General features: G+C 59.2%; 21 protein-coding genes and 1 pseudogene. 10 read left to right on the forward strand and 12 right to left on the reverse strand.

The features are described from left to right. Positions 1-263: 263 nt before the first annotated feature. From ACODTY_RS19660 to ACODTY_RS19685, 6 genes are all read right to left on the reverse strand, one after another. Positions 264-1,079 carry a transglutaminase-like domain-containing protein gene (locus tag ACODTY_RS19660; protein WP_488995893.1) on the reverse strand — a complete coding sequence of 272 codons (816 nt, stop codon included), beginning with the start codon at positions 1,077-1,079 and terminating at the stop codon, positions 264-266. Between the two features lie 12 nt (positions 1,080-1,091). Further along, the gene (locus ACODTY_RS19665; protein WP_488995894.1) at positions 1,092-1,355 is read right to left on the reverse strand and encodes a DUF1488 family protein; all 264 of its coding nucleotides are present in this window, start codon (positions 1,353-1,355) and stop codon (positions 1,092-1,094) included. Then, a complete protein-coding gene (locus ACODTY_RS19670; RefSeq protein WP_488995895.1) occupies positions 1,352-1,687 on the reverse strand; it encodes a hypothetical protein in 336 nt (111 codons plus the stop codon). Before ACODTY_RS19670 ends, ACODTY_RS19665 begins: the two co-directional genes overlap by 4 nt. Then, positions 1,684-1,926 (reverse strand): hypothetical protein, encoded by a 243-nt coding sequence (locus ACODTY_RS19675; protein ID WP_488995896.1) that lies wholly within the window; start codon positions 1,924-1,926, stop codon positions 1,684-1,686. Before ACODTY_RS19675 ends, ACODTY_RS19670 begins: the two co-directional genes overlap by 4 nt. A gap of 161 nt (positions 1,927-2,087) precedes the next feature. Next, complete coding sequence (locus tag ACODTY_RS19680; RefSeq protein WP_488995897.1) at positions 2,088-2,390, reverse strand: hypothetical protein; 303 nt, start codon at positions 2,388-2,390, stop codon at positions 2,088-2,090. Further along, positions 2,387-2,650 (reverse strand): hypothetical protein, encoded by a 264-nt coding sequence (locus ACODTY_RS19685; RefSeq protein ID WP_488995898.1) that lies wholly within the window; start codon positions 2,648-2,650, stop codon positions 2,387-2,389. Before ACODTY_RS19685 ends, ACODTY_RS19680 begins: the two co-directional genes overlap by 4 nt. Between ACODTY_RS19685 and ACODTY_RS19690 the strand changes: the two genes are divergently transcribed. From ACODTY_RS19690 to ACODTY_RS19710, 5 genes are all read left to right on the forward strand, one after another. After that, entirely contained in the window at positions 2,649-2,972 is a 324-nt protein-coding gene (locus ACODTY_RS19690; RefSeq protein WP_488995899.1) for a hypothetical protein, read from the forward strand. The genes ACODTY_RS19685 and ACODTY_RS19690 overlap by 2 nt on opposite strands. A gap of 181 nt (positions 2,973-3,153) precedes the next feature. Continuing rightward, positions 3,154-3,471, forward strand: coding sequence for a co-chaperone GroES (locus tag ACODTY_RS19695; protein ID WP_488995900.1), 318 nt, complete (start codon positions 3,154-3,156; stop codon positions 3,469-3,471). Between the two features lie 40 nt (positions 3,472-3,511). Then, positions 3,512-5,146: a chaperonin GroEL gene (gene groL / locus ACODTY_RS19700; RefSeq protein ID WP_488995901.1), complete on the forward strand. Its 1,635-nt coding sequence runs from the start codon at positions 3,512-3,514 to the stop codon at positions 5,144-5,146. Between the two features lie 147 nt (positions 5,147-5,293). Beyond that, entirely contained in the window at positions 5,294-5,638 is a 345-nt protein-coding gene (locus tag ACODTY_RS19705; protein ID WP_488995945.1) for a polysaccharide deacetylase family protein, read from the forward strand. Between the two features lie 15 nt (positions 5,639-5,653). Continuing rightward, the gene (locus tag ACODTY_RS19710; RefSeq protein WP_488995902.1) at positions 5,654-5,917 is read left to right on the forward strand and encodes a DUF982 domain-containing protein; all 264 of its coding nucleotides are present in this window, start codon (positions 5,654-5,656) and stop codon (positions 5,915-5,917) included. A 562-nt stretch (positions 5,918-6,479) separates the two neighbouring features. Here the strand turns inward: ACODTY_RS19710 and ACODTY_RS19715 are convergent. The 3 genes from ACODTY_RS19715 to ACODTY_RS19725 form a co-directional block, all read right to left on the reverse strand. Next, complete coding sequence (locus ACODTY_RS19715; RefSeq protein ID WP_488995903.1) at positions 6,480-6,677, reverse strand: DUF1488 family protein; 198 nt, start codon at positions 6,675-6,677, stop codon at positions 6,480-6,482. Positions 6,678-6,777: 100 nt separating this feature from the next. Beyond that, the gene (locus tag ACODTY_RS19720) at positions 6,778-7,011 is read right to left on the reverse strand and encodes a hypothetical protein (protein WP_488995904.1); all 234 of its coding nucleotides are present in this window, start codon (positions 7,009-7,011) and stop codon (positions 6,778-6,780) included. Positions 7,012-7,079: 68 nt separating this feature from the next. Continuing rightward, positions 7,080-7,313, reverse strand: a complete 234-nt coding sequence (locus ACODTY_RS19725) for a hypothetical protein (protein WP_488995905.1) — start codon at positions 7,311-7,313, stop codon at positions 7,080-7,082. 762 nt (positions 7,314-8,075) lie between these two features. On the opposite strand from ACODTY_RS19725, the gene ftsZ reads away from it, so the two are divergent. Beyond that, on the forward strand, positions 8,076-9,068 hold the full coding sequence (gene ftsZ, locus ACODTY_RS19730; RefSeq protein WP_488995906.1) for a cell division protein FtsZ: 993 nt from the start codon (positions 8,076-8,078) through the stop codon (positions 9,066-9,068). Between the two features lie 11 nt (positions 9,069-9,079). Beyond that, positions 9,080-9,832: an NYN domain-containing protein gene (locus ACODTY_RS19735; protein WP_488995907.1), complete on the forward strand. Its 753-nt coding sequence runs from the start codon at positions 9,080-9,082 to the stop codon at positions 9,830-9,832. A 20-nt stretch (positions 9,833-9,852) separates the two neighbouring features. On the opposite strand, the gene ACODTY_RS19740 is transcribed toward ACODTY_RS19735, so the two are convergent. Together ACODTY_RS19740 and ACODTY_RS19745 are read right to left on the reverse strand one after the other, a co-directional pair. Then, positions 9,853-10,101 carry a DUF982 domain-containing protein gene (locus tag ACODTY_RS19740; protein WP_488995908.1) on the reverse strand — a complete coding sequence of 83 codons (249 nt, stop codon included), beginning with the start codon at positions 10,099-10,101 and terminating at the stop codon, positions 9,853-9,855. A gap of 72 nt (positions 10,102-10,173) precedes the next feature. Then, positions 10,174-10,525: pseudogene (locus ACODTY_RS19745) on the reverse strand (DUF892 family protein); the annotation flags it as partial. Between the two features lie 345 nt (positions 10,526-10,870). On the opposite strand from ACODTY_RS19745, the gene ACODTY_RS19750 reads away from it, so the two are divergent. After that, positions 10,871-11,080, forward strand: coding sequence for a cold-shock protein (locus ACODTY_RS19750; protein WP_488995909.1), 210 nt, complete (start codon positions 10,871-10,873; stop codon positions 11,078-11,080). Between the two features lie 112 nt (positions 11,081-11,192). Then, complete coding sequence (locus ACODTY_RS19755; protein WP_488995910.1) at positions 11,193-11,417, forward strand: hypothetical protein; 225 nt, start codon at positions 11,193-11,195, stop codon at positions 11,415-11,417. A gap of 325 nt (positions 11,418-11,742) precedes the next feature. Here ACODTY_RS19755 and ACODTY_RS19760 read toward each other — a convergent pair whose 3' ends face one another. Continuing rightward, on the reverse strand, positions 11,743-12,078 hold the full coding sequence (locus tag ACODTY_RS19760) for a hypothetical protein (protein WP_488995911.1): 336 nt from the start codon (positions 12,076-12,078) through the stop codon (positions 11,743-11,745). Positions 12,079-12,776: 698 nt separating this feature from the next. On the opposite strand from ACODTY_RS19760, the gene ACODTY_RS19765 reads away from it, so the two are divergent. Next, positions 12,777-14,615: a type II toxin-antitoxin system HipA family toxin gene (locus tag ACODTY_RS19765; protein ID WP_488995912.1), complete on the forward strand. Its 1,839-nt coding sequence runs from the start codon at positions 12,777-12,779 to the stop codon at positions 14,613-14,615. The last annotated feature ends 273 nt before the right edge of the window (positions 14,616-14,888 follow it).

Genomic DNA, 14,888 nt, shown 5'->3' on the forward strand with positions numbered 1-14,888 from the left:
CGTCGCGACAAAGTTTCATGCAGCCATTTCAGGAAGTCAGAAGACGCCGGTTCCGGGGGCCCTCTTTCTGGCGCCATTCGGTTGATCTCGACGTTTTGCTAGGTTCTCAATGCCTTTCGTCTGTTTCGCGCCCGCATCCGGTCGTTCGGGTCAGATGCCGGTGCTCCCGAAACCGGACGACTGTCCTCAACACCGGACCCAATTTCGCATCCGCTCAGATTTCCCGGTCAGCGTCGTGGACAAATTAAGCTGCGATGAAGCTGTTACGAGCTTGAAGCCGGCACTTCATATGTCCACACCCGAAAACCTTTCAGGATATGTGGACCGAATGAATTGATCAGCGGAATGTCGGTCGCGTCGCGGCCTCGCGCGACGACGATCCTGCCTATCCGCGGCGTGTTGTTGCGCGGATCGAAGGTGTGCCACTCGCCGTCGAGGAACACCTCCATCCAGGCGCTGAAATCCATCGGATCGACGACCGGGACGCCGATGTCGCCGAGGTGACCGTTGACATAGCGCGCCGGGATGTTGAGGCACCGGCAAAACGTGATCGCCAGATGTGCGAAGTCGCGGCAAACGCCCACGCGTTCATTGAAGGTTTCGAAAGCCGTGCGTGTCGATCGGGCCTGCATGTAGTCAAAGCGTATATGGTTGTGGACGAAGTTGCAGATCGCCTGCACGCGACCCCAGCCGGGTGGGATCGTGCCGAATAGGTCCCACGCCATCTGGCTAACCCGGTCAGTCTCGCAGTAGCGGCTTCCCATGAGGTAGACGAGACAATCGTCCGGCAGTTCCGGGACCGCGAGTTCGCGTGCGTCAGGCAGGACCAGGTCCAACTGCCCGTCGTCCCAGATGGTTGCATCGCCCCACATGCTCAAGTCGCCGGCAGGCGCGACGAGCCTCCGGCAGCGGTTGCCGAACAGATCGCGGTAAGCCGATACGGGCACATCGGGAGTGGTGAATGTCGTCTCCGGCACCCTTATGTCGGCCGCCCGGTCTTCGTGGACCGACAGCAGACACACCAGGGCGGTCGGCTGCTGGCAAGTCAACTTGATCTCGTAGCCGTAGCGGATCAGCATTGACTTGTGCCTCTACCGGAAATCGGCAGCAGTCAGCGTATAGGTGGTCCGGCGGCGATGGGAATAGGCCTCGCGCGCGACATCGTGGATCGCATTGCGCGCCGTATCGAAAGCCGTCAGGGAGTCGGCTTCGGACAGTTGCGTCTTGCCGGCCTTTGCCAGCGCTGCGGTCTCGACAAAGAATGGCACCTCGAACATGCCGTCATGCCCAATGAAGCGAATGGCGTTGCGCACTTCGTCGAAGCTGCGGCTCGGATTGGGAAATTCGAGCGTCACCGTCGGCATTCCTCTGCCGTACGCTGTGCGGTCCGGATGCCGGCCATCGCTCTGCCTCCACCTCGGCGTCGCAAATCATTCCGCCGATTGAGGGACAGCATGCCGTCGGTCGCAACCCTCTGGGTTAGCCCGATCATCGTGTTGCCGTCGATGCGGGCCGGAACCCCGGTGAAGACATGATAGACGGTCCAGGAGCGGTCCGCCTCAACACGGCGGCCATAGTGAAGATCCCGGGAGCCATGGCCGTGCGCGCCGCCCTCGTTTTCCCATCTGTCGATGGCGAAGTCCGCGGTCTTTTCCGTCAGCTCCGGGTGGTTGTTGGGAGCGTTCATGGTCGTGTCCTTTCTTCGTTCGCCACCTCGGCTTCGAGCGCGCCGGCATAGAGCACCGCGCCGGCCGCATCGGTAATCGTCATGGCGTCGGGTCGTTGCGGCATGTTGAGCGTTTGCGAGAGAAGGCGCGCGACCTCTATTGCGTCGTCGAGATTGGCTGCTTCAGCAGTCTCCCGACCGACAACGGCATGCGCATCGTCCCTGTCCCGGATGCGGTAGAATTCGATCGCAATATGCATCGCCATCCTTCCGGCCAGCACGAACTCAGGGATTGCCCTTGCCACGAGGTCCATTGGCGTTTGCAGCAACCTTTAACTGGTTCCCGAAGCCGCTTTCAGGCTTGGATGGAGCCTTCTCCTGCTTCGGCTTTCTGATCTCGCGATTGCTTCGTTTCTGTCCTTTAGCCATGTCCGAACGTCCTTTCGATGAGCGTTGCGCCGCTGCCAGATTGCGATATGTCGACCGGCTCGAGGCTGTCTTCAGTCGTTACGCGTTCATAACGCTCGTCGTCGTTGCGGATGCGGTATTGCAGGGAATCTCCCCGCGGCGGCAGCGTGCCGGTGATACGATAAATGTCGGCCGCATGAGGGGGTCTCGCGAACCCGCCCTTTAGCTTGACGGACTGCCCGACCGCGAAGAAATGCGTCGGAACCTCACGCGGGAACTGGCGGGCGGTGCGTTGAATGAAGCTCGTAGAAGTCATGACTGTTGGTGATCCTGTTCGAGAGCGGCGTCGAAATCGACAGGATCGATCGGCGCCAACTGATGTGTCTGGCCATCAATGCCGATGGCCGGCAGGTGGATGAAGGCGCCTACACGTCTCCAGGTGAGGCGGGAGGATATCTCCAGAAGTTCCTCGTCCTGGTCCACGCGATAGTCGCCGGCAGGCTGCGCGGCGTCGAAGCCGGGCAGCATGAAGGGTGCGGTGAACCGGACGACGGTCTGCGTGGTGCGCGTTGTCATGGTCGATTCCTCCGCAGGAGCACGCGACCGCACCTCCCGCATCATCCCATTCGAACCGGAACGAACCTCCCTGCTGCCAGTACATCCGTGGTCAGCGGCGGGGTTCATTCCAATGTTCGAACAGAGCGATATGTGCGCCGAAACGGCGCTTGATGCATTCGCTATCGAGAATTCGGTGGTGAATGGCGGGTCTCTGACACCGCGAAGCCAAATCGGCCAAATCAACGAGCCACTTATATGCGCTTCAATTGAGTTGCGAACAAGGCGCGGAGCGATTTTTATTTACGATCACGAATTAAAAATCTCAATTTACATAAAATAAACAATCGATTGAAACAAAAATACTGCTCTCTAAAAGTGATAATTTCTGAAAATTAATTAAGATAGTCAGAGAGATATTTTAGAATACGCAAGAATTAATTTTGGCACTCCTATCATTCGAGTGCCAGAGTCGTTATGTATATGAAGTGGTCGCCCTAAGCGCCGACCCCAGAAAGAACCCCATGAAATTTCGGCCCCTCCATGACCGCGTCGTTATTCGACGTGCGGAAGGCGAACTCAAGTCCAAAGGTGGCATTATCATTCCCGACACCGCGAAGGAGAAGCCACAGGAAGGCGAGGTGGCCGCCGTCGGCCCTGGCTCCCGCGACGAAAGCGGCAAGCTGATTCCCCTCGACGTCAAGGCAGGCGATCACATCCTGTTCGGCAAATGGTCTGGCACCGAGGTCAGGATCGACGGTGAGGACCTCTTGATCATGAAGGAGGCCGACATCATGGGCATTGTCGAGAAGACTGGTACTGCCGCCAAGAACGCCGCCTGATCTTCGATCCCGAATCTCAAGACCGAACTGGACAAATATCATGTCTGCCAAGGAAATTAAATTCTCCACTGATGCCCGCGACCGCATGCTGCGCGGCGTCGAACTTCTCAACAATGCCGTCAAGGTGACGCTTGGACCCAAGGGCCGCAACGTCGTCATCGACAAGGCCTATGGCGCGCCGCGCATCACGAAGGACGGCGTCACGGTCGCCAAGGAGATCGAGCTTGTCGACAAGTTCGAGAATATGGGCGCGCAGATGGTGCGGGAGGTCGCTTCGAAGACCAACGATCTCGCCGGCGACGGAACTACCACCGCGACCGTGCTCGCCGCCTCGCTTTTGCGCGAGGGCACCAAGCTGGTTGCTGCCGGCCTGAACCCGATGGACCTGAAGCGCGGTATTGATCTCGGCGTCGCCGCCGTCGTCAAGGAAATCCTGGCGCAATCGAAGAAGGTCAAGTCCTCCGAGGAGATCGCGCAGGTCGGCACCATTGCCGCCAATGGCGATGCGACCGTCGGTGAGATGATCGCCAAAGCGATGGACAAGGTGGGCAACGAGGGGGTCATCACCGTTGAGGAAGCCAGGACGGCAGAGACCGAACTCGCCGTGGTCGAGGGAATGCAGTTCGACCGCGGCTACCTGTCCCCCTACTTCGTCACCAACACCGAGAAGATGCGCGTGGAACTGGAGGAGCCCTACATCCTTCTGCACGAGAAGAAGCTCGGCAATCTTCAGACCCTGCTACCGATCCTTGAGGCGGTCGTGCAAAGCGGCAAGCCGCTGCTGATCATCTCCGAAGACGTCGAGGGTGAGGCGCTGGCCACCCTGGTCGTCAACAAGCTGCGCGGCGGTCTCAAGGTCGCGGCCGTCAAGGCGCCCGGATTCGGCGACCGCCGCAAGGCCATGCTGGAGGATATCGCCGTGCTGACCGCCGGTCAGATGATTTCCGAAGATCTTGGCATCAAGCTGGAGAACGTCACGCTCGACATGCTCGGCCGCGCCAAACGGGTCGAGATCGAGAAGGACACCACCACAGTCATCGATGGCGCAGGCGACAAGGCCGGAATCGCTACACGCATCACCCAGATCAAGGCGCAGATCGAGGAAACAACCTCGGACTATGACAAGGAGAAGCTCCAGGAGCGTCTGGCGAAGCTCGCCGGGGGCGTCGCGGTGATCCGGGTCGGCGGCGTGACCGAGACAGAGGTCAAGGAGAAGAAGGACCGCATCGACGACGCGCTGAACGCCACCCGCGCGGCTGTGGAAGAAGGCATCGTGCCGGGGGGAGGCGTGGCGCTTCTGCGTGCCAGAGCGGTGCTGGCGTCTTTGGAAAGTGACAATGCCGATATAACCGCAGGCATCTCGATCGTGCGCCGGGCGCTTGAATCGCCGATCCGTCAGATCGCCGAGAACGCCGGGGTCGAGGGCTCCATCGTCGTCGGCAGGCTGACTGACAGCAAGGACCGCAACCAGGGCTTCGATGCCCAGACCGAAACCTATGTCGACATGATCAAAGCAGGCATCGTCGATCCCGCAAAGGTCGTCAGAACCGCACTTCAGGACGCCGGCTCGATCGCGGCGCTGCTGATCACCGCAGAGGCAATGATTGCCGACGCGCCTGCGAAGGATTCCGCGCCAGCGGCCGGAAACGGCGGCATGGGCGGGATGGGATACTAGGCGCGTCGACGGTCGCGGATGCCAGGTATGGCATCTTTGGATTTCGCATTTCGTTCAGGCCATAGCGCCCGAGCCGTCATGCGACGACAGTGACTCAATCCCCCGCCGCCGCCTCCCGAAAATTCCCGCGGCCTGACAATTGAATCCCTGTATCAGTGTGGGAGCCGGGCGGGTTTTTGGCGATTGCTCAAGCTGTTCGATGATCGGCGCCTCAAATTCACAGCTTTCGCTGTTGCGATGGCATTGAAACGGAACCCTCGTGCCGCCTTGGCGCTCGTAGTAGGCGGCCACGAAATCGCCAATCATGGCTGGCAACGGATCGACTATTATGAAGTCGATCAGGTTACAGAACGTGAGCATATCAGGCTCGCGGTGGCGAATTGCCGAACTTACAGGATCGTGGCCTCTCGGCTGGTATACAGGTCAGGTCAACGTCGAGAGAAGTTCTTGCGAACAGGTTTCCGTCACCGCTCTCGCCTTTGCGCGCGATAGGGCGTAGTGTGCGCGATGGCTAAAAGCAAACTTCGATCCCCGATCGTCGTCTATATAGCCGGCCCGATAGGTTTCACGCTGATCGAGTCCGTCCAGCAGGTTTCGGACTTCCTGTTTGAGCATTGGCCCGGGAACGACAGCATGGCTTGGGCAGGCGCGATGAACCGCTGCGCCGAAGACGGTGGCATCGATGACACGAGCACCGCACCGCTTGCGGAGCTAAAGGATGCCGCTATCAGCTACGGTCACATGGTTGAGATCTACGGACATCAGCACTGATTTCTGACGGCGTCAGCCGGCGTTGGCGGCAATGAGATCCGCTGTCCCGGGCATCTCCCTATTGAAGTATGCCACTTAACCAGACGGAGCGCTCGAATGGCGATGAAGCCGAATTATCGATACGAACGCAGTCAACGAGATAAAGCAAAGGTTGCCAAGAAAGAAGCGAAGCTGGCCGCGAAGGCAGTAAAAGGGAAGCCCCCACCCACGGACCAGGATGACGCGCAATAAGCCGTTGCCGACGAAAGCTGACCCGGTGCAGAATGGAATTGGGCTGCGATGACAAAGCGCGAGACGGACGACTTCGAGATCGACGTGGAGTGCCCGCGTTGCCACCACAAGGCCAGGACACGCGTCGGCTGGATTCGTGCCCACACACAGATGGAATGCCCGAACTGCGGCGAGATCATTGATATAGAGAGCAGGAATTTCCGGTCGTACGAACAGCGCTGAGTGCTGTGGCCGGGCTTGCTCTGCCACCCTCCAGATAATCGGGAGGAAGCCAAGCCCGACAAGCGCGGCGCGCGAACCTCTGGCGAGATAGATGACGCGAGGCTGGGTATCAGCGTAAATCGCCGGCCGTTGTGACATAATTGGTTTGTCTGCCGCGCGCGTAAAGCTTGCGGGCTGCCTCGTGAATGGGAGCACGGGCTCGGCCGAACGCGGCAAGAAACGCGGTCTCCCTTGCGCCTCTCGCGCCAGGCTTTGCACCAGATACTGCCAGCGCATCAGCTTCGACAAAGAAGCACACTTCGAACACGGATCGTGGCCGATGAAGCGGACCGCGTTGCGCACGTCGTCGAAGCTCCGGCTTGAATTAGGAGAGTCGAGCGTCACAGCACGCGATCGTGCCGCCGCGCCTAATTGCGACGATTGAGCGATAACGTTCCTTCGGTGGCATGGCCGCGGCTCGGCCCGGTCAGGTAATAGGCCTGGATTTTCGCAGGAATCCCCATGAAAACGCGATAGATGCTCCAGGAACCGTCTCGCTCAACCCGATGGTCATGTTGATGATCCCCGGTGTCATGCCGATCGCATCCTGCTTCGTGCCTGGAACCCATCGGGGCGCGTTGCTCGCTTTCTTGAATATTCATGGTGATGTCCTTTCTTCTTATATCGGCGTGAAACGGCACAACCCACGCACGGCGATCCCGCCGGAACCTTACCGGCCGTCAGTTCCTGTTCTTTCGCGCGGGGCGCCAGCATTCGCTTCGGGCCTGCGCTGGCTGCCTAAAAGGATATCAGCTTTTGCCGGCGCCTTTGCCTGTTTGAGTTTCCGGATCTCGGGATTGCTGCGTTTTGTCCCTTGGCCATGGCGGAACGTTCTTTCGAGGAGCTTTGCGTTTTCGCCACCTCGCGATACGTGCACCGGGTCGAGGCTGTCGTGCGTGGTCAACGTCTCATGGCGCTCCTCGTTGTTGCGGATTGGATAATGCGGAGAAGTTCGCCCTTGGAGGAAGCATGCCGGGGATTTCCGCGGTCTTCGGGAGGGTGCCGAAGTTGCCCTTCAACCTGACGGCCTGGCCCGGCGCATAGGTGGGTTGCTGCCTCGTGGCGGAGCGGGCGGGGGTTTCGGCGCATGAAGCTTGTCGCGTTCATGATTGCTTTCGGTCGTGCTCCAGTGCCGCTTTGCTGGGGCGTGTCGAACCCCGGCAGCGAAAAAGCCGACAGGAAGTGAACGACCTGCTGCATGCTGCGGCTGTCCATGACTGCCATTCTTCCGAGGCGCTGCTATCCGAACCCCAGATGACATTCAGCCTGTCAGGTCCGTGCGCAATTAGCGCGAGGAGTCGATACAAGGCTTTGAATAGATGCGGCGGGTCACGCCCAATCGGCCCGACCATATTGCTATCGAAATTCGGAAAATTGGCGGGGTCTCTGACACCGCGCAAGCCAAATCCGCTAGATCAACGAAGCTTATCCATGCACTTCAATGAGTTGCAAGAAAGGCGTGTCCGCTTTGTTTTTCTTCCGGGGGAATTGTAAGAGCGGCGGGCAAGGAAAAGTTCGAAACGCATGTGCCTCGACATCACGACCATTCCGGCCGAGTCCTTGCGAGGCAGGTCGTGGTCTGGTTCCCTGCTTGCGGCGGGTGTTGCCCTGATTCGCGGCTCGTGGTCTCGAACCGGCAAGGCGAGCCTCTAGAAGGAAGACGACAATGAACACCAGACCGGCAGTCACCGAAATGAAGCCCCGGATCACCGTGATCGGCGTTGGCGGGGGTGGCGGCAATGCCGTTAATAACATGATCGCCGCTGGGCTGCAGGGTGCGGAATTCATCGTCGCAAATACGGACGCGCAGGCTCTTGCCATGTCGAAGGCGTCGCGGCTGATTCAACTGGGCGCCAGCGTCACGGAAGGGCTTGGAGCCGGTTCGATGCCGGATGTCGGCGATGCGGCCGCGCAGGAGTCGATCGACGAGATCATGGACCATCTTGCGGGAACGCATATGTGCTTTGTAACCGCAGGCATGGGAGGTGGCACGGGAACGGGCGCCGCTCCCGTTATCGCGCAAGCCGCGCGCCAAGCCGGCATTCTCACCGTGGCCGTCGTCACAAAGCCGTTCGTCTTTGAGGGCAAGCGCCGGATGCAGTCGGCGGAAGAAGGCATTGAGCGGCTTCGAGAACACGCGGACTCGGTGATCGTCATCCCAAACCAGAATCTGTTCAAGATAGCCGACGCCAGGACGAGCTTCGCAGACGCCTTCGCCATGGCCGACCGCGTGCTCCATGCCGGGGTCGGTTGCATCACCGACCTCATCGTGAAGGAGGGGCTGATCAACCTCGACTTCGCCGACGTCCGCGCGGTGATGCGCGGCATGGGTCGGGCGATGATGGGTACCGGGGAATCATCGGGAGAAGGCCGGGCTAAGGAGGCGGCCGAGGCGGCGATTGCGAACCCGCTCCTGGACGAGGCGTCGATGGGCGGCGCAAGAGGAGTTCTCGTGTCGATCTCGGGCGGCCTGGACATGACGCTGTTCGAGGTCGACGAGGCGGCAACCCGCATCCGGGAGGAAGTCGATGCCGATGCCAACATCATCGTCGGCGCTATATTCGACCTGGCCATGGAAGGAAAATTCAGGGTATCCGTCGTGGCGACCGGACTGCAGCAGAAGGCGCAGGTGATCGATTTCAAGCAGAGAACAGCATAAGGGAACGTAGGATGCCGTCCGAATCCCGCTCACCGCGTCTCGCGGTTCTGATCGACGCCGACAACGCCTCGGCAAAGATCGCCGACGGCCTGTTCGAGGAGATCGCCAAGATCGGCGAGGCCAGCGTCCGCCGGATTTATGGCGACTTCTCCAGCGCCCGTTCGAAGGCCTGGGCCGACGTGTTGTCGAGGCATGCGATCATTCCCCAGCAGCAGTTCGCGTACACCACAGGCAAGAACGCCTCGGATATCACCCTCGTCATTGATGCGATGGATCTCCTCCACAGCGGCCGGTTCGACGGCTTCTGCCTGGTTTCCTCCGACAGCGATTTCACCCGGCTGGCCGCTCGAATCCGCGAGCAGGGCACCGACGTGTTCGGTTTCGGCGAACAGAAGACGCCCGAAAGCTTCCGGCAGGCTTGCCGGCGGTTTATCTATACCGAGAACCTGCTGCCCTCCGCATCCGTGAATGAGCCCGAGGTAACGCCGGTTACAAAGCCGCTGCAGCCTTCCGCCGCCGCCGTGCCGGTCATCCGGAAGATCATCGCTCAAATGGAGAGTGAGGACGGGTGGGTGCCGCTCGGGGTGGTCGGCACCCAGCTTGCCAATCTGGCTTCCGATTTCGATCCTCGCACCTTCGGCTTTCGCAAGCTGAGCGACCTAGTGCGCAAGACGAATGCCTTCGAGATCGACCATCCCGCCGGGGGAGCGCTGCGCATCAGGATCAAACCGGAAGCCGCAGCTAAGGCGCCGCGCAGGAGGTGATCACCCTCGATGCTAGCCCTTCACTGGCCGACGAGAATACCTGCTTCGCGCGCAGCCAGGGCAAACGCGCGCCGAACGGTTGATATCGGCTTCTTGTCCGCGCTGGCGTCGTGGCAGGCCTGCAGGGCCGCGCGATGCGCCGGCCCCCGTTTGCCGGACCAAGCCCGAAGCAGAAACGACGAGCATTCGTAGACGTCAGAAATTACCGTCTCGGCGCCGTGCGCGTCGGCCCGAACGGTTACCGGCAGAGCGAATTTGGGACTTTGCATCGCCGTCCATAGGGCATTGCGGCATTGATAGCGAGACAATTCGTCCAGAATTCGCAGCCCGCCCGTCTGCAGTCAAGGCACCTTGTTCACCGACGTCACCGCGAGGTTGGTAAGTTTGTTGTTGGTCGCCTTTTCTTGGTCGAGAATTCGCTGAGCAGCTTATGCGCCTCGTCGTGCCAGGCCGCTGGCCCATTCGCGCAACGAGCGTACCGGGAAATCTGGTGTGCTCGACCGCCCAGCAGCCAGCCAGCAGGCCGGCATCGAGAGCAGTCTCCGACGCTTCTTGCATCAGGCCGTCGGCCCCCTTGATGAGGCCCCCGATGGCCTCGCATTTCTCTCCGGAAGCCTTCTTGCCGATCGACTTGAACACTTGTTCGAGTTTCTTGATTTCCCCTTTCGTTTCCTCGAGGTGATCCTCCGCCGCGCCGGAATTGGCAGCACAGAAAGAGCGGGCGTGACAAATGGTTGCGCGCGGGTGCTCCAAGCCGGCGCCTTGGCCACCATCGGCTGTAAATGGCCCCGTCGGCCGGCCGGGTCGGGAGCGACGCCGCAAGATCATCGATCGTGGCCTTCCAAGATTAATCCGGGCCGCGCCTTGTTTCGAACACCGTATTGGTTTATGTTGCAAGTATCGGTCTTGGCTGTCGAACTTTGTTTCTAACGCGCACTGCGTTTTCGGCGATCTTCTCCTCTCAAAATCGATCTGATCCGTTTGTCGTGCACCTTGCACGGCAAACAATTACCTATGGATGATTGAAAGGAAATCGTCATGAATACTGGAACAGTAAAGTTCTTCAACGCGACCAAGGGCTTCGGATTCATCGAGCTTAGCAACGGCCAGCCGGACGTATTCGTCCACATCTCGGCGGTAGAACGGTCCGGCATGCGCTCGCTCGTCGAGGGCCAGAAGCTTAGCTTCGACCTCGTGAAGGACAACCGCAGCGGCAAGAGCGCAGCCGAGAACCTGCAAGCTGCGTAACTGATTGCGCTGGCCTTTGACCACGGATGTACTGGCACTGGCCGCAGAGCGCAGATGAGAGAGGTCGGGTATGTCCCGGCCTTTTTTTCTTTTTATGACTGGAGATCCGCACATGCGACACCTCGAAATGCCGCAAGGGATATTCAAGCCCAAGCCGACCGCCATCGAAACGAAGCAGGATGCCACCACCAGGGCGGCCCGCCATATCATCGACGGTGAAGCGGCCCTACGGGAACAGAAGACCGAACGGCTGAGGCTGGCAAGACTTGCCACGGAAACAACGAACACAAATACGCCGCCCCCCCAGAAGCGACCGGTCCGACGCAAGCGCGCATAGCCGGATCGACCCGGCACAAGCGCGAAACAGGGACAGGACAAACGCCGAATTCCAACAGGGAAGGATAATGAAATGCCCTCCACCTATCTCTATTGTCGGCTCGCAGTAACGAAATTCTACGACATGCTGCTGGGAAAACCGCCCGTGGTGGCGACACGTTTCAAATCCACAAAATTAGCTGCGCGACCCGACGAAGCGCGACGCCGAAGGCAGGGTGATACCGACGGCTCGCGTCGCAGGGTGACTGAAACGAAGCTCAGGCACCAAATGCACTGAGCCGTCCGCTGAACGTCCTGCAACTGCAGAGCACGCATGTCGGAAATTTCTACGGGTCCGCGATGAACAGCCAGAACTTCAGAATGCCTTGGTGATCTACGATGACCGGACGGCTACAGCCTGATCTCCTCGGTGTCGCAGGCGACCGACTTCCTGTTTGCCAATCACAAGGAACATGGCAGCGCGGGCGGGTAATTGCTGCATGCATCAAGGCAGGCGTTTCCACCCCTGAGCAGGTCAGCACCGCCCTTATCGCCGCGGTACCGGCGCCGGGATCGGGATCGATCCCACGTGCGCCTGTATTGATTTCGGCAACCGACTTCTCGCCCTGATCGAATATCGTGGCCGCCAGGGAGCGCAGATGAACAACGTAATCAACCTTCATGGCGAAAAGCGGTTGAAGGTGTGCGCGGCGGTGACAAATTAGGCCATGGAGCGCCGGCATAATACTGGTGCGGGCGGAGTAAAAACAGTCCAGTGGCTAGGCGGATCCCTTTGGGGGCCGGCCGGGATGTTTGCCGGGGAAGTCTATGCCGCCGTCCGGCATTTCGTTTTCGTTGAAGGCAACAGCCGTCGTGAGGCCGATATCTTCACTGCGATGCTGTCGTTAGCGGGGCGCGGATGGCTGCAAATATGTGGCATTGCCCCGAGTGTAACGCTACACCGATAGACGTCTACGACACGCCTTTTTGGAAAGCTGCGGAAACAAGCGAAGCCCAGTCCTCTCGCTTGTAAAGCTGATGGCCTACGGATTGTCCGAACAGCCATCAGCTTTACGCCTGCATCAGCCTGCCTGTGTTCAACAGTTGGACGAGACCACAAAACAGCCCGATCGGGATTATGTCCATTCGAACCAGTCATAATCCCTAAATCGGCCCGTGCGGGACGATAGTTGCATGACGTCGCGATAAGCACCTTCGTTTATCACAATGTTTTATTAGATAAAATCTGAAATCGTAACCTGACGACCTAGGAAAATTATAACTTTCGCGCACCTCAGGTACGGGAAAGTTATAATTCTCCTGGCTTTCATGTGGGAGCTATGCTAACTTTGTCGTACCTGAGGTGCGCGAAAGTTACAAAATGCCCCTTCACTTGGTAGGCGAAACGCTCGACAAGACCCGCAGTCATTACATGGCTGAGACGGGGAAACTCGTGCAAGTGATGCGGGGCATTTACGTTGACGCGGATGACGACATCGACGCCACGGTCATCAAGCACGCTGTCCGTATCGCTCACTATCTCTACCCTCAGACTTACCTCTCCGCTGTCAGTGCGGTCGCGCTCGGCCCGACGCGTGACGGACGTCTTTTCCTGAGTGGCCGACGTAAACAGCGCACGAGGCTCCGTACGCTGGAGATCATTCAGAACGAGGCTCCCGAGCATCCGTCTGTTGCCCAAGCCATCATCGACGACGGCATGGGAGAGTTTCGTGTCAATGTTTCGTCCATGCGGCAACGCTTTCTCGAAGCCTTCCGACTGCGTAGCGAGCATGCAGCCTCGATCGACGACACGTCACGAGCAGCCATCGCAAGCAGGCTCATAGAAGAACATGGAAATGCTCAAGGTGCCGCTGATGCGGTCTGGGCGCTCGCTCGCCAAAATCAGTGGTACCGGGAGGGCGAAGCCGCAGAGAGGTACTTCTTGCGCCGCCCGGCAACGGCTCCTGCGCGTAACGAGGCAGCGCTTGATCTGATCGTGGCATGGCACGGCAATCCTGTAGGCAATCTCGCTCACGACGGCTTCGAGTGGCGATGGAAACAAACGGAAGAAAATGGCCCCCCTCTTGTCCGGCAAACGACACCCGGCAAATTGCCTCCGTTTATCCTGTCCCTTCTTCCCGAGGGGTGGCTGGAGTCCGTCTTAAACGACCGCGACGAGCGTGCCATGCTGCGATCCGGCAGGCGTTACATGTCCAACATAACCATCGTAGAAAAGCGTAGTGAACTGGCAGCTCTGCCATCCGACATTCTGCAAACGCGCCTATCATCCTACTTAGAAGGCGGAGTTTTCACGGGCCGCTACGCGGGCCCCGGCCGCGACCATATCGAGAAGAGTTTCGAGCAAAACCTGGCGCAGATATTCGCAAACGCCGAAACACCACGCCTATCCGGTGTACAAATCAAAGCCCCGATGTTTCTCGATGGTGATGGCTCGCTTTCACCCAGCATAACCACTCCGTTCACCCACATCCTCAAGCCCGCGGGCACAAGCGGCTTTGAGGCTTTGCCTGTGATTGAATGGCAATCGCTCACCTTGGCAGCGGCTCTCGGGTTCAGGACACCAGCAATGGCGCTCATCCCTATGCCGGACGGGATGCCGCCCGCTCTGCTGGTTGAGCGCTTCGATATACGCACCAGCAAGAAAGACACAGAGCTCCTGGCCATGGAGGATTTCTGTTCGGTCCTGGATGTCCCCACCCGCGCCAAATACGACGGCACGATGGAACGCATAGCGCGGGCAATACGCCCACTATCGACCTCTCCCGACGAAGATGTTCTGCTTCTTCTCAAGCGATCACTGTTCGCATGGTTCATCGCGGACGGCGACATGCATCTGAAGAACATGGCCCTTTTGAAAATCGCCGAGCCCGGCAGCGCACGCTTCAGTTCCGTCAGGATGGCCCCTCTTTATGATGCCGTCACAACGCGGGTATTCCCGCGCCTCGAAAGAGATCGCATGGCCCTTAAGATGAACGGCAAAGATGATCGCCTACGCCGTTCTGATTTCAAGGCATTCGCGAGCACGGCAGGTATAAAAGCATCCGATGCTGATGCCGCAATAGACGAGCTTATTTCGCAGCTCGAAGCAGCCCTTCGCGCAATAGCGCTTCCCTCTGTGGTACCTGCCGCCACATCGATAAGCGATGCAGCAGAACGTATGCTTACATTAATAAAAGAACGACTAGATGATTTTGCCTGATGAATCTTGCAGTCCAGGCCCCCAGTATCACATCTATGGGCGAATGCTTCCCCGCCACCCCCAATGCTTCAGAAACAGAGCCGGGAGCGGCCAGCAGACCGTGCTTGCAAACCCACCCCACTGCGGCTGGATGGTGATGGCGGAACGCGCCGAATGGCCGTAGTAGCCACCGAGCGTTGCGAAGGCGGCATCTTAGAGGCCGGCCCCCAAGCCGAGGCCAAGCACGACCCATCCCGAGACGAACACCCACAGAGACGGTACGGCCGCAAGCAT

The sequence above is a fragment of the Mesorhizobium sp. FG116 genome (genome assembly GCF_057809835.1).